Annotated in this window: 20 protein-coding genes; 8 read left to right on the top strand and 12 right to left on the bottom strand. The window is 65.0% G+C overall.

Annotated features, from left to right (window positions below):
* The first annotated feature begins 627 nt into the window (after window positions 1-627).
* Window positions 628-1,185, top strand: coding sequence for a hypothetical protein (locus tag EXZ48_RS28625; RefSeq protein WP_165909452.1), 558 nt, complete (start codon window positions 628-630; stop codon window positions 1,183-1,185).
* A gap of 11 nt (window positions 1,186-1,196) precedes the next feature.
* Here EXZ48_RS28625 and EXZ48_RS28620 read toward each other — a convergent pair whose 3' ends face one another.
* From EXZ48_RS28620 to EXZ48_RS28600, 5 genes are all read right to left on the bottom strand, one after another.
* Window positions 1,197-3,410: a transglycosylase domain-containing protein gene (locus EXZ48_RS28620; RefSeq protein WP_130520213.1), complete on the bottom strand. Its 2,214-nt coding sequence runs from the start codon at window positions 3,408-3,410 to the stop codon at window positions 1,197-1,199.
* 208 nt (window positions 3,411-3,618) lie between these two features.
* Window positions 3,619-4,059, bottom strand: a complete 441-nt coding sequence (locus EXZ48_RS28615; RefSeq protein WP_023517190.1) for a BA14K family protein — start codon at window positions 4,057-4,059, stop codon at window positions 3,619-3,621.
* 101 nt (window positions 4,060-4,160) lie between these two features.
* The gene (locus EXZ48_RS28610) at window positions 4,161-5,108 is read right to left on the bottom strand and encodes a lysylphosphatidylglycerol synthase domain-containing protein (RefSeq protein ID WP_050742793.1); all 948 of its coding nucleotides are present in this window, start codon (window positions 5,106-5,108) and stop codon (window positions 4,161-4,163) included.
* Window positions 5,109-5,303: 195 nt separating this feature from the next.
* Complete coding sequence (locus EXZ48_RS28605) at window positions 5,304-6,695, bottom strand: M20/M25/M40 family metallo-hydrolase (protein WP_130520210.1); 1,392 nt, start codon at window positions 6,693-6,695, stop codon at window positions 5,304-5,306.
* 117 nt (window positions 6,696-6,812) lie between these two features.
* Window positions 6,813-7,253, bottom strand: a complete 441-nt coding sequence (locus EXZ48_RS28600) for a MarR family winged helix-turn-helix transcriptional regulator (protein WP_130520208.1) — start codon at window positions 7,251-7,253, stop codon at window positions 6,813-6,815.
* A 380-nt stretch (window positions 7,254-7,633) separates the two neighbouring features.
* Between EXZ48_RS28600 and polA the strand changes: the two genes are divergently transcribed.
* Entirely contained in the window at window positions 7,634-10,603 is a 2,970-nt protein-coding gene (gene polA / locus EXZ48_RS28595; protein ID WP_130520206.1) for a DNA polymerase I, read from the top strand.
* 85 nt (window positions 10,604-10,688) lie between these two features.
* Here polA and EXZ48_RS28590 read toward each other — a convergent pair whose 3' ends face one another.
* Window positions 10,689-12,497, bottom strand: coding sequence for an ABC transporter ATP-binding protein (locus EXZ48_RS28590; protein WP_130520204.1), 1,809 nt, complete (start codon window positions 12,495-12,497; stop codon window positions 10,689-10,691).
* Between the two features lie 306 nt (window positions 12,498-12,803).
* On the opposite strand from EXZ48_RS28590, the gene EXZ48_RS28585 reads away from it, so the two are divergent.
* Window positions 12,804-13,802, top strand: a complete 999-nt coding sequence (locus EXZ48_RS28585; RefSeq protein ID WP_130520232.1) for a glycoside hydrolase family 5 protein — start codon at window positions 12,804-12,806, stop codon at window positions 13,800-13,802.
* A 96-nt stretch (window positions 13,803-13,898) separates the two neighbouring features.
* Here EXZ48_RS28585 and EXZ48_RS28580 read toward each other — a convergent pair whose 3' ends face one another.
* Window positions 13,899-14,087 carry a hypothetical protein gene (locus EXZ48_RS28580; RefSeq protein WP_023514543.1) on the bottom strand — a complete coding sequence of 63 codons (189 nt, stop codon included), beginning with the start codon at window positions 14,085-14,087 and terminating at the stop codon, window positions 13,899-13,901.
* 153 nt (window positions 14,088-14,240) lie between these two features.
* On the opposite strand from EXZ48_RS28580, the gene EXZ48_RS28575 reads away from it, so the two are divergent.
* Window positions 14,241-14,822: a YigZ family protein gene (locus tag EXZ48_RS28575; protein WP_050742797.1), complete on the top strand. Its 582-nt coding sequence runs from the start codon at window positions 14,241-14,243 to the stop codon at window positions 14,820-14,822.
* Window positions 14,823-15,131: 309 nt separating this feature from the next.
* Entirely contained in the window at window positions 15,132-15,791 is a 660-nt protein-coding gene (locus tag EXZ48_RS28570) for a peroxiredoxin (RefSeq protein WP_023514541.1), read from the top strand.
* Window positions 15,792-15,857: 66 nt separating this feature from the next.
* Here the strand turns inward: EXZ48_RS28570 and EXZ48_RS28565 are convergent, their stop codons facing one another.
* On the bottom strand, window positions 15,858-16,844 hold the full coding sequence (locus EXZ48_RS28565; RefSeq protein WP_130520202.1) for a Gfo/Idh/MocA family protein: 987 nt from the start codon (window positions 16,842-16,844) through the stop codon (window positions 15,858-15,860).
* Window positions 16,845-17,003: 159 nt separating this feature from the next.
* Here EXZ48_RS28565 and EXZ48_RS28560 point away from each other — a divergent pair, with 159 nt between their 5' ends.
* Together EXZ48_RS28560 and EXZ48_RS28555 are read left to right on the top strand one after the other, a co-directional pair.
* Window positions 17,004-17,954, top strand: a complete 951-nt coding sequence (locus tag EXZ48_RS28560; protein WP_130520199.1) for an aldo/keto reductase — start codon at window positions 17,004-17,006, stop codon at window positions 17,952-17,954.
* 3 nt (window positions 17,955-17,957) lie between these two features.
* The gene (locus EXZ48_RS28555) at window positions 17,958-18,401 is read left to right on the top strand and encodes a GNAT family N-acetyltransferase (RefSeq protein ID WP_024270464.1); all 444 of its coding nucleotides are present in this window, start codon (window positions 17,958-17,960) and stop codon (window positions 18,399-18,401) included.
* A gap of 77 nt (window positions 18,402-18,478) precedes the next feature.
* On the opposite strand, the gene EXZ48_RS28550 is transcribed toward EXZ48_RS28555, so the two are convergent.
* Window positions 18,479-19,369: a LysR family transcriptional regulator gene (locus EXZ48_RS28550; RefSeq protein ID WP_130520197.1), complete on the bottom strand. Its 891-nt coding sequence runs from the start codon at window positions 19,367-19,369 to the stop codon at window positions 18,479-18,481.
* A gap of 151 nt (window positions 19,370-19,520) precedes the next feature.
* Here EXZ48_RS28550 and EXZ48_RS28545 point away from each other — a divergent pair, with 151 nt between their 5' ends.
* Window positions 19,521-20,519 (top strand): aldo/keto reductase, encoded by a 999-nt coding sequence (locus EXZ48_RS28545; protein ID WP_130520195.1) that lies wholly within the window; start codon window positions 19,521-19,523, stop codon window positions 20,517-20,519.
* A 90-nt stretch (window positions 20,520-20,609) separates the two neighbouring features.
* Here EXZ48_RS28545 and EXZ48_RS28540 read toward each other — a convergent pair whose 3' ends face one another.
* The 3 genes from EXZ48_RS28540 to hyi form a co-directional block, all read right to left on the bottom strand.
* Window positions 20,610-21,878 carry a glycerate kinase gene (locus EXZ48_RS28540; RefSeq protein WP_130520193.1) on the bottom strand — a complete coding sequence of 423 codons (1,269 nt, stop codon included), beginning with the start codon at window positions 21,876-21,878 and terminating at the stop codon, window positions 20,610-20,612.
* Between the two features lie 251 nt (window positions 21,879-22,129).
* Window positions 22,130-23,014, bottom strand: a complete 885-nt coding sequence (locus EXZ48_RS28535) for a 2-hydroxy-3-oxopropionate reductase (protein ID WP_023516801.1) — start codon at window positions 23,012-23,014, stop codon at window positions 22,130-22,132.
* A 35-nt stretch (window positions 23,015-23,049) separates the two neighbouring features.
* Window positions 23,050-23,829 (bottom strand): hydroxypyruvate isomerase, encoded by a 780-nt coding sequence (gene hyi, locus EXZ48_RS28530; RefSeq protein WP_130520190.1) that lies wholly within the window; start codon window positions 23,827-23,829, stop codon window positions 23,050-23,052.
* Window positions 23,830-23,834 lie beyond the last annotated feature (5 nt).

Genomic DNA, 23,834 nt, shown 5'->3' with positions numbered 1-23,834 from the left:
CAGTGTAAAATTTTTCCCGGGGTCAATTCATCCCCGTCGCCGCCACCTCGCCCACACTTGTTCGACTGAACCGCGAGCGGATTGTGTGGCAAATGATCTCGACGGACCCGACCGAACCAGCCTTTTTACAATCGAGCTACCGACATGCGGCGATATTAGTCGAAATCCGCGCGCTGGCTCTATCCCTCCAATTGAAGGCCGGCTTCCGCGCCGACCAGCCGCGCGTCCCCGCAGGCAATCCCGACGGCGGGCAATGGGTCGACGAGGGTTCCGGCAACCGGCCGATCCTCGTCAGCCGCCGCGGACCTCGCGGCGGGAGACAAGTTCGCATACTCGGTAGGTTGCAAACTATCACGCCCGCGCAGGAGGTGCGGCTGGCGATCAGTACAAGTCGCATGCAAGAGGCGCTACGCGCCGTTCATAGGCGTGAACCGAACTGGAAACCAACCCCGCAAATCTACGAGACGGTTGAGGGGTTAATACGAGCCAACGAAGCGACAACGCAGGAAGCGATGCTCCGCGCGCTCCAGGCGAAGCTACCACAAACTGGGCTTGGCCCCTATGCAAAAGAGTGGGTTGTTGCACCAGAAACAAATAGACGATTTAACTGGACGGAGCAGTCCGAGATTGATCGCATCGGTCGAACCTATGGACGCCATTGGTGTGGTAGAAAGACTTCGGGAACACCTCGCGGCCATTTTATCGGTGACCATCAGGTACCAAAATCAGTTGGCAAGCCAAGCAGGATTTATCCACACTGTTGGTGGTGCAGCAATTCACAGGGCGGACTTTTATCGAAGAGGAGATTTTGACACTATGGCCGTTCAACATCTATCGATCGCCCCGGAATATGTAAGCTTCTACGTCGCAGGCCGTCAAAATGTAGACATTCCAGTTCATATGGACAGGCAGGGAATCTTTGTTTCTAATGACTGTGTCAACATTCCAGCCTATTATTGGAGCGATGGAGACACTCATGTGACCCTCGGACCCTACTCCGAGGTTGCGGAGGCAAGAGAGCCGGATTCTGACTCCATTCTGAACACCCCCAACCAACAGCTCATTCTGTTCGACGCGAACGAGCCTCAATACGCCATTGCGCAGACGCCATCCACGAAAACGCGTATCCGGGTCTGGATAGATCATCCGGTCGAGCCGTCAAACGTCACCATCGCCTTTGGATGAACGGGCGGCCGTCAGCCGCCCAGAAGCACGTCGAGAAGCGTCGTTCGGCGTGTGCCGGTCTGGCCTTGCTGGCCGACGTCGGCAGGCGGCGTAAAGCCGTCGTCGAGCGGAACGGCACCGGTCTGTTCGTTCGCCACCGCCTGCCCGTCGCGGGCGGGTTCGTTGCCGAGCGTGCGGGAGATGATGTCGAAGAGCTGGTCGCCTTCCGGCGCCGGCTCGGTTCCGTCCACGACAGGCTCTCCGCCGCCGGCGGTTCCGAACAGCGGCGAGGGCGACAGGCCCTCATGGGCGGCGGTCATGAACTGGCTCCAGGCCTTTGCCGGAAGCCCGCCACCCGTCACCTTCTTCATCGACTTGCCGTCGTCATTGCCGAACCAGACGCCCGTCGTCAGGTTGCTGGTGTAGCCGACGAAGAGCGCGTCGCGGAAGGATTGCGTCGTGCCGGATTTGCCGGCGGCCGACCAGCCGGGGATACGGGCGTTCTTGCCGGTGCCCTCGGTGATGACGCGCATCATCATGCCGTTCATCATCGAGACGATGTTGGGTTCAAGCACGCGCGGCGGGTTGTCGTAGGTATTCTCGTAGAGCACCCGGCCGTCGGCCGTCGAGATGCGGCGGATGATGTGCGGCGTCGCCTTGTAGCCGCCGTTCATGAAGGGGGCATAGGCAGAGGTCAGCTCGACCAGCGTCACTTCGGACGTGCCGAGCGCGATGGAGGCATTCGACTGCAGCTCCGATTCGATGCCGAGCCTGCGCGCGAGTTTTATGACCTCGTCCGGGCCGACTTCCATGACAAGCTGGGCCGCGATCGTGTTCAGTGACTGGGCAAGCGCAGAGGAAAGCGTCACCTCGCCGCGATACTTCTGGTCGTAATTCTCCGGCGTCCATTTGCCGATCCTGACCGGTGCGTCGTTGCGCACCGAGAGCGGCGAGCGACCGGCTTCGAGCGCTGCGGCATAGACGAAAGGCTTGAAGGCCGAGCCCGGCTGGCGCTTGGCCTTGGAGGCGCGGTCGAACTGGCTTTCAGCATAATCGCGCCCGCCGACGAGCGCGCGGATCGCGCCCGTGCCGTCGATCGAGACGAGCGCGGCCTGCGAGGCGTTCGATTTTTCGCCGTCCTTGTCGAGGAGCGCGGTGATCGCCTCGTCGGCCTTCTTTTCGAGATCGAGGTCGATCGTCGTGTCGATGACGAGGTCTTCCTTGATGTCGCCGATCATGCCCGGCAGCTGGGCCATGACCATGTCGGCGGCATAGTGCTGCGCGCCGGACCAGTAGCTCTTCGCCCGGGCCGGCGTCTGGGACATCGCCGTCGTGATTTCGGTGTCGGTGACGAACCCTTCCTCGCGCATCGCGCCGAGGACGACCTGGGCGCGGGCTTCGGCGGCTTCCGGATCGCGCGCCGGCGAAAGGCGGGACGGCGCTTTCAGGAGGCCGGCCAGAAGCGCGGCCTCGCCGAGGTTCACGTCGCGCGCCGACTTGTTGAAATAGCGCCGCGATGCAGCCTCGACCCCGTAGGAATTCGAGCCGAAGAAGACACGGTTGAGATACATCGCAAGGATCTGGTCCTTGGAATATTTGTGCTCCAGCCAGAAGGCGAGCAGCACTTCCTGCACCTTGCGCTCCAGCGTGCGCTCCGGCGAGAGGAACATGTTTTTCGCAAGCTGCTGGGTCAGCGTCGAGCCGCCCTGCACCATGCGGCCGGTCGTGATGTTGGTGATCATCGCACGGGCGAGGCCGAGCGGATCGATGCCGAAATGCGAATAGAAGCGCCGGTCCTCGATGGCGATGACCGCCTGCGGGATATAGGGCGACATGTTTTCGAGCGACAGCGCCTCGCCGCCGGTGAGGCCGCGGTTGGCGATGGCATCGCCGCTGACGGCGAGGATCTTGATGTTCGGCGGCCGGTCGGGGATCGACCAGCTCGTGGCGCTCGGCATGCGCGCACCGTAATAGAGCACGAGACCGCCGACGCCGATGGCGCCCCAGATGCCGAGCACAACGCACCAGTAGAAGAGCCGCCGGAACAGGCCGAAGAAACCGCCGCCGGACGACTGGCGACGCCGGCCGGAACCGCGCCGCGGTCGCTCGGCCTTCGCCGGCTTGCCGCGTCCCTTGCGCCCGCCCGCCACGCGATCCCCTGCGTCGACGTGGAAATCGTCGTCGTCGCGGCCTCCCGATCCCTGGAAGGACGGTTCGATGCGCTGGGATTTGCGGTTGGCTGCCATAAGCGGTTGGATACACCCTTAAAAATATCGCCGTCCGGTGGACCTTAAATGCGGCGATTTAAGGGGTCGTTAAGAAGCGGTGAACGCGCGGGCGACAGTTTGAGGGGGATTTGAGAGAAAGATCGGGCGGCCGATCGGCCGCCCGGAAAATTGCGCCGGTTTGCCGCGCCGTTTCCGGCGCGGAACCACTCAGACGGCTGCGCCTTGCTCAATAATAGGGCGAATAGCACTGGCGGCGGCCGCCATAGTTGGGCTGGAACGTGTTGTCATAGTCGCGATACGAGCGATAGCGCGCATAGCACCATTCGGTGTGACGCGGGTTGATGCCCTCGTAGCGCGGCTGCGAATAGCCGTCATTGGCGATCGCACCGCCGATGATGGCGCCGGCGCCGAAGGCTGCCAGCGGATACCACCAGCCGTCCGAGTGGCGGCGATAGCCGCGGCGTTCATAGCGATAGCCGCGATGGCCGCCATACCAGCCGCGACGCTCGTGGCGTTCACGACGCCACTGCACGTCCTGCACATCGCTCGCCTGAGAAGCGCCGACCTTCGGCATCGGCATGGCGAAGGCCGGTGCGGATACGAATGTCGTGGCGAACATGGCGACGGCCATGGCAGCGGCAATGCCGCCCTTGATCGTTGTCTTCATGTCGGTCTCCCTTGGATAGTCACTGTTTTACAGTGATCAAGACGGATGACAGCATGAAACAATTCGACTGAATGCAAGATGAACCAAACTTCTCCATCGCCTCAATCCTCGCCGTTGCTCAGCCGGCTGAGAAACCGCTGCCGTTCGAAGATGAGAATGACCACCAACGCCATGATGAAGGGGATGATCAGGTAGAACAGCCGGAAGACGGCAAGCGCCGCCAGCACCGCCGCCGGATCCATATCCGGCAGGCCGGCGATGAAGACGAGCTCCAGGACGCCGATGCCGCCCGGCGCATGCGACAGCAGCGCGACCGAGAAGGAGGCGAGGAAGATGCCGAGCACGACGAAGAAGCCCGGATTGCCCGCCTCCGGCAGCACGAAGTAGATGATCGCCGCCGCGCCGATGAGTTCGATCGGCGCGATGAAGAGCTGGCGGAAGACCAGCGAGGGTTTTGGATATTCCAGCTTCAGCCAGCGCGTATCGATCGGCCGGAAGCCGACGAGACTGCCGACCACGTAGAGCGCGACCAGCGCAAGAATGAAGATCCCCGTCGAAAACGCCGCCTCGATCGGCAGAAGATGGGAGAAGCGCTCGACGATTTCCGGTTCCAGCACCAGCACCAGGCCGAACAGCATGACCGTGCCGAGCGCGAAGGTGAAGGAGCAGAAGGCGACGAGAACGCCCACCTCCGATCCGGTCAACCCCTTCGACGTATAGGCGCGATAGCGCACCAGCGCACCTGAAAACACCGAAGCGCCGATATTGTGCGACAGCGCATAGGTGGTGAAGGAGGTGATGGTGATGAACCACAGCGAGATACGGTGACCAAGGTGTTCGAGCGCCAGATGGTCATAGGCGGCAAGCGCCGCATAGGCGAGCAGGGTCGCGCCGCAGGCGAGCAGCCAGCCGGAGACCGGAATGGCATGGAGGCTCGCCATGAACTCGTCGAGCGACAGGCCCCGCAGGTCCTTGTAGAGGATGTAGATCGACAGGATGATCGCGGCTGTGCTGACGAGCGGCCAGAAGAATTTTTTCAGCCGCTTCATCCTGCCTCCCCCTCTGCTCCCGGCGCGCCATAGCCTGAGCAGCGAGGGTTTCTCGCAATCTTTCCTGATGCCATCCTCACCCTTCCCCATGTCCGGGCCGTCGTCGCCTGTCCGCGCGCGGCCCTTGTTTTTTGAAGAAACCAGCATTTCCGTTCCGTCCGGTTAATGCTGGCCTCCCATCTCATCACATCTGCGTCAGCGCGCTGCGAGCGCCGAAAGAATGCGCACCCACGAGCGGATGCCCTTTTCGAAGGAGCGCAGCTCGTATTTCTCGTTCGGCGAATGGATGCGGTCGTCCGACAGCGCGAAGCCGACGAGCAGGGATTCCATGCCGAGCATCTTCTGGAAATCGCCGACGATCGGGATGGAGCCACCCATGCCGATGACCACGGCGGGCTTTGGCCATTCGTCCGACAGTGCGCTCTTCGCCTTGCCGAGCAGCGCGGAATCGTAGGGGAGCTGGATGGCCGGCGAACCGCCATGGGCGTGGAACGTCACCGAGCAATCGGCCGGCACCCGTGCCCGCACATAGGCGCGGAACGCGTCGCGGATCTTCGCCGGATCCTGCTTGCCGACGAGGCGGAAGGAGACCTTTGCCGAGGCTTCGGCGGCGATCACCGTCTTGAAGCCTTCGCCCGTATAGCCGCCGGTGATGCCGTTGACCTCGGCGGTCGGGCGCGCCCAGGTGAGTTCGAGCACCGAGCGGCCCTTTTCGCCCGAAGGAATCGACAGGCCGATCTCGCCGAGGAAGCTCTCAGCCGTCTTGCCGAGCGTTTCCCATGCCGCCTTGATCTGGGTCGGCGTCTCCTCGACGCCGTCGTAGAAGCCGTCGAGCGTCACGCGGCCGGTGTCGTCGTGCAGGCCGGCGAGGATGTCCGACAGGATGTGGATCGGGTTTGCCGCAGCGCCGCCGAAATAGCCGGAATGCAGATCCCGGTCAGCCGCCTTGATGACGATCTCCTCGCCGACGAGGCCGCGCAGGCCTGCGGAGATCGCCGGCGTGTCGGCGTCCCACATGCTGGTATCGCAGACGAGGGCGAAATCGGCCGTCAGCTCGGCGGCATTGGCCTCGAGGAAGGGCTTCAGCGAGGGCGAACCCGACTCCTCCTCGCCTTCGAAAAGGATGGTGACGCGGCAGGGCAGCGCGCCCGTCGTTTCCTTGTAGGCGCGGCAGGCTTCCACGAAGGTCAGGAGCTGACCCTTGTCGTCAGAGGTGCCGCGACCGGTGATGACGCGCCGACCCTCGCCCGCATCGCGCACCGCAGGCTCGAAGGGATCATGGTCCCACAGGTTCAGCGGATCGACCGGCTGGACGTCGTAGTGACCGTAGAACAGGACATGCGGCGCATCGGGCCTTGCGCCATCGTGATGGGCGACGACCATGGGGTGGCCGGGCGTGTCGCGCACCGTCGCGTCGAAGCCGAGCGAACGCAGCTCCGTGACCAGCCACTCGGCCGCCCGGCGGCACTCCGCCTTGAAGGCCGGATCGGTCGAGATGGACTTGATGCGCACCAGTTCGAACAGGCGTTCGAGGCTGGCCGGAATGCCGGCGCTGGCACGATCGAGGACGGGCAGGATATTGGTCATGGATGAACCCCTAGAACATGATGCGGTCGCGCTCTTGCGATGCAACATGCGGCAAATCAAATGAATTTCGGCGCGACATTAGACCGATCGGCTCGGTCAGGGCAAATCGTATGACGATCAGATGCGCGGATCGCGGCCGAGATTGGCAAGCACCAGGCGCATATATTCCAGAAGCAGCTCCCGCTCGAAACGCCGGAACCCCTGGAACAGCGTGTCCTCGGTGGCCGAGGCCGCCGCCATCGCGGTTTCGCGCAGCGCCTTGCCACGGTTCGTCAGGAAGACGAGCTGGGCTCGCTTGTCCTTCGGGTGACGCCGGCGGGAGATGAGCCCGTCGCGCTGCATGCGGGCAAGCGTGTTGGCCATGGTCGCCTGCTCGATGTCGAGCCGGTCGAGCAGTTCGCGCTGGGTGAGACCGTCGCCGCTCCAAAGCTCCAGGAGGACCGGGAACTGACCGGGCGCAAAACCAGCCCCGCCCGCCCGCACCTGAAGGGCGCGGGACGCCGCCTTCGCCAGGAGATTGGCGAGGTATGCTGCCGACTCCTTCCGGTCAAATTCCATGGCGGGAAGGTATGCCGCTTTCAGGGGGAAGACAACTATGGATCGCAGGCGATCCATCTGCCCCAAAACGAGAAGCCGCCGACGACAGGAGGCTTGTCGCGGCGGCTTCTTCGAATGATGGACAAAGGCCCGGAGAGGGGGATGAGGCCTTTGTCCTTTGTCTGGCGCGGCGGGGGACAGGCCGGGTGCCAGACAACGGCTTTGATCAGGTGCCGATGATCAATATCTGTGGGTTCGAATGTGGCTTTTCAAGGGATTCAGGAGGCCTGGAAAATTACAAATTGGTAACGTTCGTGTGAGGCTTTCCACGCCCCGGGAGCGCCCGTTTTCCCACAATGAAAGATGGACGCGGAAAGCCGCCCGCGCTATCCATTCACCCCATGAAAAAAGGTGATCATCTCTTCCTCGTCGACGGCTCGGGTTTCATCTTCCGTGCCTTCCACGCCATCCCGCCGCTCAACCGCAAATCGGACGGGCTGCCGGTCAATGCCGTCTCGGGTTTCTGCAACATGCTGTGGAAGCTCTTGAAGGATGCGCGCAACACCGACGTGGGCGTGACGCCGACCCATTTCGCGGTCATCTTCGACTATTCCTCGAAGACCTTCCGCAACGAACTCTACGACCAGTACAAGGCGAACCGGTCGGCACCACCGGAAGACCTGATCCCGCAGTTCGGCCTGATCCGCCATGCGACACGCGCCTTCAACCTGCCCTGCATCGAGAAGGAAGGTTTCGAGGCCGACGACCTGATCGCCACCTATGCCCGCCTTGCCGAAGCCGACGGCGCCGGCGTCACGATCGTCTCTTCCGACAAGGACCTGATGCAGCTCGTGACCGAGAACGTCTCGATGTACGACGGCATGAAGGACAAGCAGATCTCCATTCCCGAAGTCATCGAGAAATGGGGCGTGCCGCCGGAGAAGATGATCGACCTCCAGTCGCTGACCGGCGATTCGACCGACAACGTGCCCGGCGTGCCCGGCATCGGCCCGAAGACAGCCGCGCAGCTTCTCGACGAATATGGCGACCTCGATACGCTGCTCGCCCGCGCCGAGGAGATCAAGCAGGCCAAACGCCGCGAGAACATCATCGCCAATCGCGACCTCGTGCTGCTCTCCCGCCAGCTCGTTACGCTGAAGACGGACACACCGCTCGATACGCCCCTCGACGACCTGATCCTGCACCCGCAGGACGGGCCCCGGCTGATCGCCTTCCTGAAGGCGATGGAGTTCACCACGCTGACACGCCGCGTCGCCGAAGCCTGCGATTGCGATGCCGGCGCCATCGAACCGGCGGACGTGCCGGTCGAAGGGGGCACCGAGGCGCGCGGCCCGGACCTCGACAAGGGCGACAGCGCGGCAGCCCCTGCCGGCGCGGAAACGGCTGCCGCAGCGCCGCCACCTGCCGCGGCTGCGGACGGCGATACGCCCGCCGCGCTCGCAGGGGCGCGCGCCGAGCGCTTTGCCGCCGTACCCATCGACCATGCCGGCTACGAGACCGTCCGGGACCTCGAAGCGCTGGACCGCTGGATCGCCGCCGCACAAGAGACCGGTCTCGTCGGTTTCGACACGGAGACGACCTCGCTCGACGCCATGCAGGCCGAACTCTGCGGCTTCTCCCTGGCGATCGCCGACAATGCCAAGGATCCGGCCGGCACCGCCATCCGCGCCTGCTATGTGCCGCTCAACCACAAGACCGGCGTCGGCGACCTGCTCGGCGGCGGGCTTGCCGAGGGGCAGATCCCGATCCGGCCGGCGCTGGAGCGGCTGAAGAGCCTGCTGGAGGATCCGTCCGTCCTGAAGGTCGCGCAGAACCTCAAATACGACTATCTCGTCATGCGCCGGCACGGCATCACCGTGAAGGGCTTCGACGACACGATGCTGATGTCCTATGCGCTCGATGCGGGCACCACCACGCACGGCATGGACACGCTTTCCGAACGCTGGCTCGGCCACAAGCCGATCGCCTACAAGGACGTCGCCGGCTCCGGCAAGGGCGCGCAGACCTTCGACATGGTCGATATTTCCCGCGCCACGACCTATGCCGCCGAGGATGCCGACGTGACGCTGCGCCTCTGGCACGTGCTGAAGCCGCGCCTTGCGAGCGAGCGCATGACCACCGTCTACGAGCGGCTGGAGCGCCCGCTGGTGCCCGTGCTGGCGCGCATGGAAGAGCGCGGCATCACCATCGACCGCCAGGTGCTGTCCCGCCTTTCCGGGGAGCTCGCGCAGGGCGCTGCCGCCCTTGAAGAAGAGATCTACGAGCTTGCCGGCGAACGTTTCAACATCGGCTCGCCGAAACAGCTCGGCGACATCCTGTTCGGCAAGATGGGCCTGTCCGGCGCCTCCAAGACGAAGACCGGCCAGTGGTCGACGTCCGCGCAGGTGCTCGAAGACCTTGCCGCACAGGGGATTCCGCTGCCGCGCAAGATCGTCGACTGGCGCCAGCTGACCAAGCTGAAATCGACCTATACGGACGCCCTGCCCGGCTTCGTCCATCCCGAGACGAAGCGCGTGCACACGTCCTATGCGCTGGCCGCGACGACGACCGGCCGCCTCTCCTCCTCCGATCCGAACCTGCAGAACATTCCGGTGCGCACCGCGGAAGGCCGCAAGATCCGAACGGCCTTCATCTCGACCCCCGGCCACAAGCTGGTCTCGGCCGACTACAGCCAGATCGAGCTGCGCGTGCTCGCCCATGTCGCCGACATCCCGCAGCTGAAGCAGGCTTTTGCCGACGGCGTCGACATCCACGCGATGACGGCCTCCGAGATGTTCGGCGTGCCGGTCGAAGGCATGCCGTCCGAAGTCCGCCGCCGTGCGAAGGCGATCAATTTCGGCATCATCTACGGCATCTCGGCCTTCGGCCTTGCCAACCAGCTCTCCATCGAGCGCTCGGAGGCCGGCGACTACATCAAGAAGTATTTCGAGCGCTTCCCGGGCATCAAGGACTACATGGACCAGACCAAGGCCTTCGCCCGCGAGAACGGCTATGTCGAAACCATCTTCGGCCGCCGCGCGCATTACCCGGAGATCAAGTCGTCCAATCCCTCCGTGCGTGCCTTCAACGAACGCGCCTCGATCAACGCGCCGATCCAGGGTTCTGCCGCCGACATCATCCGCCGCGCCATGATCAAGATGGAGCCGGCACTTTCCGCCGCCGGCCTCTCCGCCCGCATGTTGCTGCAGGTGCATGACGAACTGATCTTCGAGGTCGAGGACAGCGAAGTGGAAAAGGCGATCCCGATCATCGTCGACGTGATGGAGAACGCTTCCATGCCGGCGCTTGCGATGAAGGTGCCGCTGAAGGTGGACGCCCGTGCGGCGACCAACTGGGACGAGGCGCACTGAGGGACGCAAGGCGGCCCCTCATCCTGTTGCCGCGACCGTCTCCTCGCAAGCGGGGAGAAGGTGCCGGCAGGCGGATAAGGGGTGCTTATGCCGTCTCGTTCATCTCCGCATGCCCCGTCTGGATGTTCCATAGCGTGCGATAGAGCCCCGGCCGTTCCACAAGCTCGTCGTGCGCGCCCGACTGGATCACCCGCCCGGCCTCCATGACGTGGATCGCATCCGCATGTACCACCGTGCTCAGCCGGTGCGCGACGAGGATCACCGTGCGCTTGCCCTTCATCCTGGCGAGCGAGCGCTGGATCGCCGCTTCCGTCTCGTTGTCGACGGCGCTCGTCGCCTCGTCGAGGATGAGGATCGCCGGATCGATCAGCAGCGCTCGGGCGAGCGCGATGCGCTGACGCTGGCCGCCCGAAAGTTTCTGGCCGTATTCGCCGATCTGGCTTTCGTAACCCTCCGGCAGGTCGCGGATGAAGCCGTCGGCCTCCGCCATGCGCGCCGCGGCTTCCACCTCTTCGCGGCTCGCCTCCGGCCGACCGTAGGCGATATTGTCGGCGATCGACCCGGAAAACAGCGTCACTTCCTGCGGCACCCAGGCCATGCTGGTGCGAAGACATTCGCCGGACCAGTCGGCGAGCGGCACGCCATCAAGGGAAATGCGCCCCCTTTGCGGGCGGATGAAAAGGCCGAGGAGCTTGATAAGGGTCGACTTGCCGCTGCCCGTCGGGCCGACGAGGGCGACTGTCTCGCCCGCCTTGATGGCAAGGTTGATGTCCGTGACGCCGCCGGGGCTCGTCGCATAGCGGAAGCCGACACCGTCGATCTCGAAGCGGCCGGAGACCTTTGCCTCGTGCGTCCCGTGCGGTTCGCCGCGCGGCTCGTCGAGCAGGCGCAGGATGCGCCGCGTCGAGGCCATGGCGCGCTCGTAGAGGTCGGCGATCTCGGCAAGGCCGGTCATCGGCCAGAGCAGACGCTGGGTGAGGAAGACGAGCAGGCCATAGGCGCCGACCTGCATCTCGCCGTTCAGCGTCAGCCAGCCGCCGATCAGGAAGGTGGCGAGGAAGCCGGACAGGATCGCCATGCGGATGATCGGAATGAAGGCGGAGGAGACGCGAATCGCCGCCCGGTTCGCCTCGACATAGCCACGGCTTTCCGCCGTCAGCGTCGCCGTCTCGCGCGCCTCGGCACCGAAGGCGCGGATGGTCTGCAGGCCCTGCAGGTTGGTGGTGAGCCGCGCGCCGAGCCCGCCAGCCCGCGCCCGAACCGCATCGTAGCGCGCCTGCGCGCGGCGCTGGAACCAGAAGGCCCCGGCGATGATCGCCGGCACCGGCGTAAACGCGATGACCGCGATCAGCGGGCTGACGATGAAGAACACCGCGCCGACGAGCAGGACGGCGGCGAAGGTCTGGATCAGCTCGTTCGCCCCGCGGTCGAGGAAGCGTTCCAGCTGGTTGATGTCGTCGTTCAAGACGGCGACGAGATCGCCGGAACGGTTCTCCTCGTAGAAGCTCGTCGGCAGATGCTGGGCATGGTCATAACAGAGGATGCGGAGGCGATGCTGCACGTCCTGCGCCAGCCCCCGCCAGAGGATCTGATAGAAATATTCGAACAGCGATTCGCCGAACCAGATGAGGAAGGTGGCGATGCCAAGCAGGGCGAGCTGGTGTACGGGATCGGTGATGCCGACCTTGGCGACGAAGGAATCCTTCCCGCGCACCACCACGTCGAGCGCGATGCCGATCAGGATTTCCGGCATGACGTCGAAGATCTTGTTGATCACCGACGAGGCGACAGCCCGCACCACACGACCCTTCTCGTCGCTGACGAGCGACAGGAGAACACGCAGTGGATGGCGATTGCCGGAGGACAGGGGAGCGGACGTCGCGGGAGCGGGCATGGAAAGAACCTGTTGCGAGGCCTGCCGGTCCACCGGCGGCATCCCCGCCTCTAGAGCATTTTACGGCCAAGTGGAATCACCGCTCCGCCCGCGTGCGGCTGACGGCAGCACGACGGTGGCATTCTCTTAATCCATTTCGCGAAAAGGCGAGCCGCCTTAACACCGCCTTAAGATCGTGCGCGTCTTGATCGGCTCTCATAGGCGGGGTGCAAGACCCCAGGAACGAACCGGCACCCGGCCGGAACGGAGGCAGGCGTGCAATCCCTATCCGGCGCGGCAGCGCGCTTTCGACTGCTGGCGGCTGCAATGGCCGTGATGCTTCCCGTTCAGGCGAGCGCAGCCTGCCTCAGCGGCGTGAATCTCGCCGGTGCCGAATTCGGCGAGGGGCGCGGCACGTTCGGCAAGGACTACACCTATCCCTCTGCCGAAACGATCGCCTATTTTGCCGGCAAGGGCTTCAACGCCGTGCGCCTTCCCTTCAAGTGGGAACGGCTGCAGCCGCGATTGAACCGCGGCTTCGACAAGGCGGAGCGCAAGCGGCTCGCCGACACCGTCAAGGCATTGCGCGGCGCCGGCATGACCGTCATCCTCGATCCACACAACTATGCCTATTACGGCGACAAGCAGATCGGCTCGCCGGACCTGCCGGACAGCGCCTTCGCCGATTTCTGGCGTCGGCTCGCCGAGGACTACAAGAACGACGGCGGCGTGCAGTTCGGCCTGATGAACGAACCGCACGACGTGCCCGCCACGCAATGGCTCGCCTCCGCCAATGCCGCGATCGCCGCGATCCGCGAGACGGGCGCAAAAAACCTCGTCCTCGTGCCCGGCACGATCTGGACGGGCGCGCACAGCTGGGAAGAGGAGCGCGAGGGCGGCGCCAACGGCACCGTCATGCTCGACATCAAGGACCCCGCCGACAACCACGTCTACGAGGTCCACCAGTATCTCGACGCCGATTTTTCCGGCAAGGCGGATACCTGCACGCGGGCGGACGACGCTGTCGCCGCGCTGGAGCGCTTCACCGACTGGTTGAAGCGCAACAACAAACGCGGTTTCCTCGGAGAATTCGGCGGCTCGGCGGACAAGACGTGCCTGGACGGACTGGCCCGCATGACGGCGCTGGTCGGCAAGGAGCGTGCAGTCTGGACCGGCTGGGCCTATTGGGCGGCCGGCGACTGGTGGCCGGCGACAGAACCGCTCAACATCCAGCCGACCGCTGACGGCGACCGGGCACAGCTAGCCGCCCTCATCGCCGGCGGCGGGCTGCCGGCCAGGCCCGGGGCCTGCCCGGCGCTTCCCTGACATGCCGGTTCCGGCCCTGCGGTGAAGCGGCTGCGCCCTTTGTTTCTGCTCGACTACAAAAAATCATCGATGACTTTCTGCAGCCTCCCCCCCGATTCAAAAGAAGACGTGCAACGGCCACTGGACAGGGCGACGGGAGAAGGAAAGCCGGCTTCCTTCAAGCGGCAACCTGTCTTCCGTCACGCGGCCAGCCGTATCCTCCGAACGGGATTGCTCTTCTTTCGGCTGGAAGCCGACGGGATAGAGGTTGAAGTAGCCAAGCGTCACGCCGCCCAGATAGATCATGCGGAAGGCTCCCGTTCTGTTTAACGTCCCGGCCGACATCATGGCAAAATCGTGGCGCCTGTCAATAGTCTATAGAATTAGTGCTCTATTCCACGCTTGATATGAAGGGCGCCGAGGGGGTAGGAGGCGGCCAGACGCCACCGGGAAGATGCCTTGTACACGCTGGACCAGACTGCGCTGTTCGAAGAGGAGATCCGCAAGAGCCGGTTCCGCGCGATCGCCTGTCCCGTCGAGAACGAGGCGGAGGCGAAGACGCGGCTGGCTGAAGTGTCGGATCCTGCGGCGAACCACAATTGCTGGGCCTTCCGCATCGGCCAGACCTATCGCTTCAGCGACGACGGCGAACCGAGCGGTACGGCCGGAAAGCCGATCCTGCAGGCGATCGACGGCCAGGCGCTCGACCGCACGCTCGTCGTCGTCACGCGCTGGTTCGGCGGCATCCTTCTCGGCAGCGGCGGGCTCATCCGCGCCTATGGCGGCACCGCGGCCGCCTGCCTGCGCGCGGCAGCCAAGACCGAATATGTCGAACGCATCGCGCTCTCCGTCTCGCTCGGCTTTTCCGACCTTGCCCTCGTCAAGGCGCGGCTGTCCGCCCTGGCGGGCCTGGTGATGGACGAGGAGGCCTTTCACGAGAGGGGCGCGCGCCTTTCCTTCCGGGTACCGGTGGAAAAGGCGGACGAGATCGGCCGGATGGTCGCCGACCTGACAAGCGGGCGCGCCGAGATCGACGAATAAACGGCTTGCGCGCAAAAGCCGCCGCCTCCATGCATGGACGGGGTTCGCGCACCGGATTCCGCCCTCCGGCCAAAAGAAATCGTCTTCCACATCCCGTCGGCTTCGCAGAACGGTTTGGCGCAGCATGCCCGAGCTGCCGAAAGCCTTCATCCCGCCGGCGAAAAGGGCGCAAAGATGCGCTCCTGCGCGGGTCGCCAGCGACGGTGTGCCGCTATAGGCAAGGTGGTTTTTTCGTTCTATCTACCAGCCCGGACATATTTTTCGCGGGGGCTCCCCTGCGATCCCCGCACGAAAGAGAGGACGATCCCCATGAGCCTTCGCATCAACGACATCGCTCCGGACTTCACCGCCGAGACCACCATCGGCCCGGTCAGCTTCCATGACTGGATCGGTGACGGCTGGGCCGTGCTCTTCTCGCACCCGAAGAACTTCACCCCGGTCTGCACCACCGAGCTCGGCGCCATGGCCGGCGTCGAGGGCGAGTTCCGCAAGCGCGGCGTCAAGATCATCGGCATCTCCGTCGATCCGGTCGACAGCCACGTCAAGTGGAAGGCCGACATCCGCACCGCCACGGGCTTCGACGTCGAATACCCGCTGATCGGCGACAAGGACCTGAAGGTGGCCAAGCTCTATGACATGCTGCCGGCCGCCGCCGGCGACACATCGGAAGGCCGCACGCCCGCCGACAACGCCACGGTGCGCTCCGTCTTCGTCATCGGCCCGGACAAGAAGATCAAGCTGATCCTCACCTACCCGATGACGACGGGCCGCAACTTCGCCGAGATCCTGCGCGCGATTGACTCCATCCAGCTCACCAGCAAGCACCAGGTGGCGACGCCTGCCAATTGGCAGCAGGGCGACGACGTCATCATCACCGCCGCCGTTTCCAACGAGGACGCCATCACCCGCTTCGGCGCCTTCGACACCGTCCTGCCCTACCTGCGCAAGACGAAGCAGCCGGCCGCCTGATCGGCCCCCGGCCAACATGTGAAATCCCCTCCGCCCTGCCCTTGCGTGGCGGAGGGTGAGCCGGCTTTAGACCGGCTCCCAGCCATCCTTCTCGCTGGCGCGGTAGATGGCGTCGATGAGCCTCTGGTTGAGGCGCGAATTTTCCAGCGACACGACCTCCTCGTCCGCCCCGAGCGCCGCCCGGGTGAAGGCCTCGGCTTCGCGCCTGTACTGGCGGGCATCCTGGAAGCGGAAGAACTGGCTTTCGCTGTGGCTCTGGTTGGTAAGCTCGATCTCCTCCGCCCCGTAGCGATCGGCATTGAAGGGCGATTTCACCTCGATGAAGCCCTTGTCGCCGTGGAAGACCATGACCTGACGCTGGGCGAGCTGGGTGGAAACGTAGAAGGAGAGCTCGAAATCGCCGAAATCGGCGCGCACGCTCGAATAGACGTCCGTGCCGAATTCCGGGTCGCGATCGGTGCTCGCCTGCACGCGGACCGGCTCCTTGCCGGTGGAAAAGCGCGTGGTGATGGTCGGGTAGACGCCGATATCGGGCAGGCCGCCGCCGCCGAGCGCCGGCACGTTGCGCATGTTGCCGGGGTCGCGGTTGAAGTAGGTGAAGGCGCCCTGCACGTGGCGCAGCCGGCCGATTGCCCCTTCGGCCAGCAGCGCGCGAACCTTGCGCCAGACGGGGCTGTAGGTGACCATGAAGGCTTCCGAGATCAGCACCTTGTTGCGGTCACGCGCGGCGATCAGTGCATCGATCTCCTCGGCCTTGAGGGCGATCGGCTTCTCGCACAGCACATGTTTTCCCGCATCCGCCGCCTTGATCGACCATTCCACATGCTGGGACGTCGGCAGCGGGATATAGACGGCGTCGATCATGTCCGAGGCGAGCATCTCCTCGTAGGAGCCGAAGGCATGCGGCACCGAGAAGCGGTCGGCCATGGCGCGGGCCTTGGCGAGGTCGCGGCTGGCAATGGCGGTGATGACGCAGTTTTCCGCATCCTGGATGGCCGGCACGACGAGTTCGCGGCCGATCTTGGCCGTCGACAGGATTCCGAAACGCAGCATGATGATCTCTCCTTGATTGCGACAGGAGACTAGTCGCGAGGTACGTTCCTCGCAAGCCGAGCCGCCCGGCAAAAAGTCGGATCCGCTGCGTGCAAAGGCGCCGGCTGCGCCCTATGTTGCAGGAAGCCTTTTTTCAGCACGAACCCTTTGGAGGACCCCATGCAGCTTCGCGCCCTCGGCAAGACCGGCCTTTCGATCGCTCCTCTCGTCTTCGGCGGCAATGTCTTTGGCTGGACGGCCGACGAGAAGACCTCCTTCAACCTGCTCGACGCCTTCACCGGCGCCGGCTTCAACGCCATCGACACGGCCGATGTCTATTCCCGCTGGGCGCCGGGCAACCAGGGCGGCGAATCCGAGGCGATCATCGGCAAGTGGTTGAAGCGCTCCGGCATCGCCCGCGACAGGGTGGTCGTGATCACCAAGGTCGGTTCCGACATGGGCCAGGGGCGCCGGGACCTGCGCAGGCGCTGGATCGTCGAGGCCGTCGAAAACTCGCTGAAGCGGCTCCAGACCGATCATATCGACCTCTACCTCTCGCACTGGCCGGATCCGGAAACGCCCTACGAGGAAACCCTGGAGGCCCATGCGAGCCTGGTGACGGCCGGCAAGGTGCGTGCCTTCGGCGCCTCGAACCTCGATGCCGGCCAGTTGCAGGCCTCGTTCGAGGCCGCCGACAAGGCCGGCCTGCCGCGCTATGGCGCGCTGCAGCCGGAATACAATCTCTATGACCGCGCCGGTTTCGAGGGCGCGCTGGCCGACCTCTGCCGGAAAGAGGATCTTGGCGTCATCACCTATTACAGCCTCGCCTCCGGCTTCCTCACCGGCAAGTACCGCACGAAGGCCGACACGGAAGGCAGAACCCGCGGCGAGGGCGTCGTGCACTATCTCGACGACAAGGGCCGGCGCATTCTCGCCGCGCTCGACACGGTAGCCGCCGACACCGGCGCGACGCAGGCCGAAATCGCGCTCGCCTGGCTGATGGCCAAGCCCGCCGTCACTGCGCCGATCGCCAGCGCCACCGGCCTCGGCCAGCTCGCAAGCCTGACGAAGGCGGCGACCCTGACGCTGAGCGCGGAGCAGATGGCGGCGCTCGACGCGGCGGGGGCGTGACCCATGGCCATCATCATCCGCGATGCGCTGGAAAGTGACGAAGCCGCCTGGAGAAAGCTCTGGGCCGGCTACCTCGCCTTCTACGAGACCGACGTGCCGGAGGAGGTCACCGCCTTCACCTGGGCCCGCATCCTCGACCCCGGCTCCCGCGTCTCGATGCGCCTTGCCGACGAGGACGGGACGGTGCTGGGCTTCGCCATCCACCACTATCACGATTCCACCTGGGACATCGCACCGGAAGGCTATCTCGAGGACATGTTCGTTGATGAAGACACGCGCGGCAAAGGCATCGGCCGGGCACTGATCAACGATCTCGTCACCATTTCCCGGCGCAACGGCTGGCGCGGGATCTACTGGCACACCCGCCATGACAATGCGCGCGCCCGCAAGCTCTATGACAGCTATGTCGAGACCGACGGGCACATCCGCTACCGGCTGGAGACCTAGAGCTTTCCCGCATTGTCCGACGCCGAAGCAATCCCGCTTCGGCCGGAAACGCTCGAGCATAACCTGCCGAGCCGGGGTCAGCCGCGGAACCGGAAGAAATCGACGAAAGCGCGCAGCGCCGGGCGCATCTGCCGGCGCGAGGGGTAATAGATCGAAAAGCCGTCGAAGGCCGGGCACCAGTCTTCCAGCACCGCGACGAGACGCCCGGCCTCGATATCGTCGGTGACGCGCTGGTCGAAGACATAGGCAAGGCCCGCGCCGTCGATCGCGGCCGCGCGCATCAGCCGCTGATCGGAGACGATCAAAGGGCCGGTAACGTCGACCGTCACCAGCCGCCCGTCCTTTTCCAGTTCCCAGCGATAGACCCGTCCGCTGGAAAAGCGCCGCCGGATGCAGCGGTGCTGCATGAGATCGCGCGGCTGGACAGGTTCCGGATGGTTTTCGAAATAGGCAGGCGCGCCGACGATGAGGCCGCGCCAGGGACCGCTCGCCCTCACCGCGATCATGTCGGCCTCCAGATGTTCCCCAAGCCGCAGCCCCGCATCGAACCCCTTCTCGACGATGTCCTCGAAGCGATCGTCGGTCCTCAGGTCCAGCTCGATCTCCGGATAGGCGGCGAGGAAGGCGCCGAGCCGCGGCATGACGATGTCTTCGGCGGCGATCAACGGCATGGTGACGCGCAACGGCCCGGCAGGGCGGCCCTGCCGGTCGGCAAGCGCCTCCATGGCCGAACCGATATCGGAAAGCGCCGGCGCCAGCGTGTCGAGCAGCAGGCGCCCCTCCTCGGTCGGCGCCACGGAGCGGGTGGTGCGCGCAATGAGGCGCACGCCGAGGCTTGCCTCCAGCGCGGAGACCGCATGGCTGACGGCGGAGGGCGCAATGCCGAGTTCACCCGCCGCCTTGCGAAAGCTGCGCGTCTCCGCGACGATGGCGAGCACCGCGAGTTGAGAAAGCTGGGTTCGGTTCATTGTTCCAACAAATAGAACAAGCTGTTGGCTTTTGCAGCAATTTTCCGATGAAGCACCGCGCTCTAGATTGGCCTTGTCCGGATGACGGCAGATCGTTCGCCGTCCGGCCGTGCGGCCCCGCCTCCGGGGTCCAGAGAAAAAGGATTTTGCCATGAAACACAGACAGCTCGGCACGCTCGACGTTTCCGCCCTCGGCCTTGGCTGCATGGGCATGAGCCATGCCTACGGCCCCTCCGGCGACGAGACGGCGGCCATCGACACGCTGCACCGCGCCGTCGATCTCGGCATCACCCTGTTCGACACGGCCGAGGTCTACGGCCCCTACAGAAACGAGATTCTTCTCGGCAAGGCGCTGAAGCCTGTGCGCGACAAGGTGGCAATCGCCACCAAGTTCGGCTTCCGCATCGACCCCGCAAAACCCTCCGCCGAGATGATCACCGGCACGGACAGCCGGCCGGAAAACGTCAGGGCCGTCGCCGAGGCCTCGCTGAAGCGGCTCGGCATCGAGGTCATCGACCTCTACTACCAGCACCGCGTCGACCCGGCGGTACCGATCGAAGAAACGGTGGGCGCCATGGCGGAGCTGGTGCATGCGGGCAAGGTGAAGGCGCTCGGCCTTTCGGAGGCCGGCAGCGAGACGATCCGCAGGGCTCATGCCGTGCACCCGATAGCCGCCGTCCAGAGCGAATATTCGCTCTGGACCCGCGACGTCGAGGAAAACGGGGTGCTGGAGACCTGCCGCACACTCGGCATCGGCTTCGTGCCCTTCAGCCCGCTCGGCCGCGGTGTGCTCACCGGCGCGCTGAAGAAGCTGGATGGCCTTGCCGACGACGATTTTCGCCGCTCGCTGCCGCGCTTTGCCGCGGAGAATTTCGACGCCAATCTCGCGCTGGTCGCCCTCCTTGAGGAAATGGCGGCGGAAAAGGGCGTCGCCCCGGCGCAGCTGGCACTGGCCTGGGTGCTCGCGCAGGGCGATTTCATCGTGCCGATCCCCGGCGCCAGCAAGGTGCCGCACCTGGAGCAGAACGCTGCCGCCGCCGAGATCGTCCTGACACCGGAGGAAGCCGCCCGCCTCGGCGACCTCCTGTCACCGGCCAAGGTGGCCGGCGGACGCTACTCGCAGCGCATGGCCTCGATGGCCAACCGGTAGCGCGTTCGCAGCCGGGTGACGGCTTTCCCAACGGCAAAGGGCCGCGGATCACTCCGCGGCCCTTCCTGTCTTTAGCCGGCTTCTTCCACCCTACTGAATGAGGATGGCCCGGAAATCGTTGACATTGGTGCCGGTCGGCCCGGGCACGAAGAGGTCGCCGAGCGCGTCGAAGACGGTCCAGCTGTCGTTGCGGCCGAGAAACTCGGCAGCGTCCTTGCCCTTGTCGGCAAGCCGCGCGACGGTGGTGCCATCGGCGAAAGCGCCGGCATTGTCCTCCGACCCGTCGATCCCGTCCGTATCGGCGGCAAGTGCAAAAAGACCCGGCAGACCATCGATGCCGCAGGCGAAGGACAGAAGGAATTCGCCGTTGCGCCCGCCCTTGCCCTTGCCCTTGATCGTCACGGTCGTCTCGCCGCCCGACAGCACGACGACGGGCTTGCGGAACGGCCGGTCGCGGCGAACCACCTCGGCGGCGATCGCCGCATGCACGCGGCCGACCTCGGCCGCCTCGCCCTCGATGGCATCGGAGAGGATGACGGCCTCGACACCCGCCTCGCGCGCCGCTTCGGCGGCGGCTTCCAGCGAGACGGCAGCGGACGCGACGAGCTTCACCTCGTTGCGGGCGAAGGCGGCATCGGATGGCAGCGGCGGCTCGTCCTTGCCATCACGGATGTGGCGCATCACGGCTTCAGGCAGGTCGAGGCGGTAGCGCTCGATGAGGCGCAGCGCATCTGCGCGGGTGGTCTCGTCCGCGATGGTCGGGCCGGAGGCGACGAGGGCAGGATTGTCGCCGGGAATATCCGACACGACAAGCGAGACGACGCGGGCCGGATGGGCGAGCGCGGCGAGCCGGCCGCCCTTGATGCGCGAGACCTGCTTGCGCACGGCATTCATGGCACTGATCGGGGCACCGGAGGCGAGCAACGCCTTGTTGACGGCGATCTCGTCGGCAAGCGTCAGGTCGCCGGCCGGCGCCGGCAGCAGGGCCGAGCCGCCGCCGCAGACGAGCGCGACGACGAGGTCGTCCTCCGTCAGGCCACGCACGGCGGCCATCAGCCGGCCGGAGGCGAGAAGCCCGCTGTCATCCGGCACCGGATGGGCAGCCTCGAGGATTTCGATGCGCTCGCAGGCAACCGCATAGCCGTAGCGCGTGACGACCACGCCGGTGAGTGGTGCGTCCCACAGCCGCTCGAAGGCACGCGCCATCTGCGCCGCGCCCTTGCCGGCGCCGATCACCACCGTGCGGCCCTTCGGCTTTTCCGGCAGATTGGCGGCCAGCACCTTGTCCGGATCGGCGGCGGCGACCGCGACGGAAAAGAGGCTTTCGAGAAAGACGCGCGGATCGGCGATGGGCGGCATGGGTTCCTCCGGGTCATGCTGCCGCCCGACCACCTCGAACACGAGGGATTCCGGCAGCAGATTCAAAATTCTACAGCGGCCGTCGCCGCGCGCGGGGCGGCAGCGCTTCAGGCCGAGCAATTAAGCACAGCCCCTCACCCGCCCGCCAGCACCTCCTGATGAAAAAGAGCCGCGGCGAGGGATGAGGGGCTGCGCCTCCTCCTCCAGAAGGGGTGGCCGGGCGGGGCTCCCCTCCCCGCCCGGCCAGGCCGTCATGCGACGGCGTGGTTCGCCATGCGCTCCAGCGCCTTGACGAGACCTGAGTGATCGAGCCCAGCCTCGCCATGGGCGGCGCACTGGTTGAAGAGTTCCTGCGTGGACGCGGTGTTCGGCAGGGCGACGCCGAGTGCCTTGGCTCCTTGCAGCGCCAGGTTCAGGTCCTTCTGGTGCAGCGAGATGCGGAAACCCGGATCGAAGGTGCGCTTGACCATGCGCTCGCCGTGCACTTCGAGAATGCGCGAGGAGGCAAAGCCGCCCATCAGTGCCGAGCGCACGCGCGCCGGATCGGCCCCGGCCTTCGACGCGAAGACGAGGGCTTCGGACACCGCCTCGATGGTCAGTGCGACGATGATCTGGTTGGCGACCTTCGTCACCTGGCCGTCGCCGCAATCGCCGACCAGGGTGATGTTCTTGCCCATCAGCTGGAAGAGCGGCAGCGCCCGGTCGAAGCTCTCCTGCGAACCGCCGGCCATGATGGAGAGCGAGGCGTTCTTGGCGCCAACCTCACCACCCGAGACCGGGCCATCGACAAATTCGGCACCGGTTGCGCGGATCTTCTTGGCAAATTCCTTGGTGGCGATCGGCGAGATCGAGCTCATGTCGATGACGAGCTTGCCGGTCGCAAGGCCGTAGGAGACGCCGTTCTCGCCGAAGAGCACGTCTTCGACCTCGGGCGTATCGGGCAGCATGAGGATGATTGTGTCGACGGTCTCGGCCAGTACCTTCGGGCTGTCGACGATCTCAAGACCGTTGTCGAGCAGTTCCTGACGCGGCGGGATTGCGAATTTCGAGGTGATGACCGTGTGGCCAGCGTCCTGAAGGTGACGCGCCATGGGGGTGCCCATGATGCCGAGGCCGATGAAACCGATAGTTGCCATGATTTAAACTCCCAGACTTTGAATGCGTTTTGTCTTCAGCGACCGACTTCGGCCAGCCAGCCGAGGCCTTCCTGCGTCGTGGTGCGCGGCTTGTATTCGCAGCCGATCCAGCCGTCATAGCCAAGCGCGTCGAGCGTCTTGAACACGAAGGGATAGGCGATCTCGCCGGTACCCGGTTCGTTGCGGCCCGGATTGTCGGCAAGCTGCACATGGGCGATCTGCGCCTGGTGCTTCTTGAACGTGCCGATCAGCTCACCCTCGGTGCGCTGCTGGTGGTAGAGGTCGTACTGGATGAACAGGTTGTCGCTGCCCACCTCGGCGATGATGGAAGCCGCCTGGTCCGGGGTGTTGAGGTAGAAGCCCGGAATGTCGAAGCGGTTGATCGGCTCGATCAGAAGCCGGATTCCATGTTTGCCAAGCTCGCTCGCGGCCAGCTTCAGGTTGGCGACGAAGGTGGCGCGCAGCTCCTTGTCCGAAACACCCACCGGGGCGATGCCCGAGAGGCAGTTGACCTGCTTGCAGCCGAGCGCCGTCGCATAGTCGATCGCCGAGGCCACGCCGCGGCGGAACTCGTCGACCCGGTCCGGCAGGACCGCGATACCGCGCTCGCCGCCGGCCCAGTTGCCGGCCGGCAGGTTGTGCAGCACCTGCGTCAGGCCATGAAGATCGAGCGCCGCACGCAACGCCTCCTTGTCGAAATCGTAGGGGAAGAGATACTCCACCCCTTCGAAGCCGGCCTTCGCGGCCAGCGCGAAGCGCTCGAGGAACGGCGCCTCGTTGAAGAGCATGGTCAGGTTGGCCGCGAATTTTGGCATGGTGT

It is taken from the genome of Shinella sp. JR1-6, from assembly GCF_004284735.1.
Classification (GTDB): domain Bacteria; phylum Pseudomonadota; class Alphaproteobacteria; order Rhizobiales; family Rhizobiaceae; genus Shinella.
Note: the sequence above shows the minus strand (reverse complement) of the source record. Positions and strands in the feature narration are given on the sequence as shown.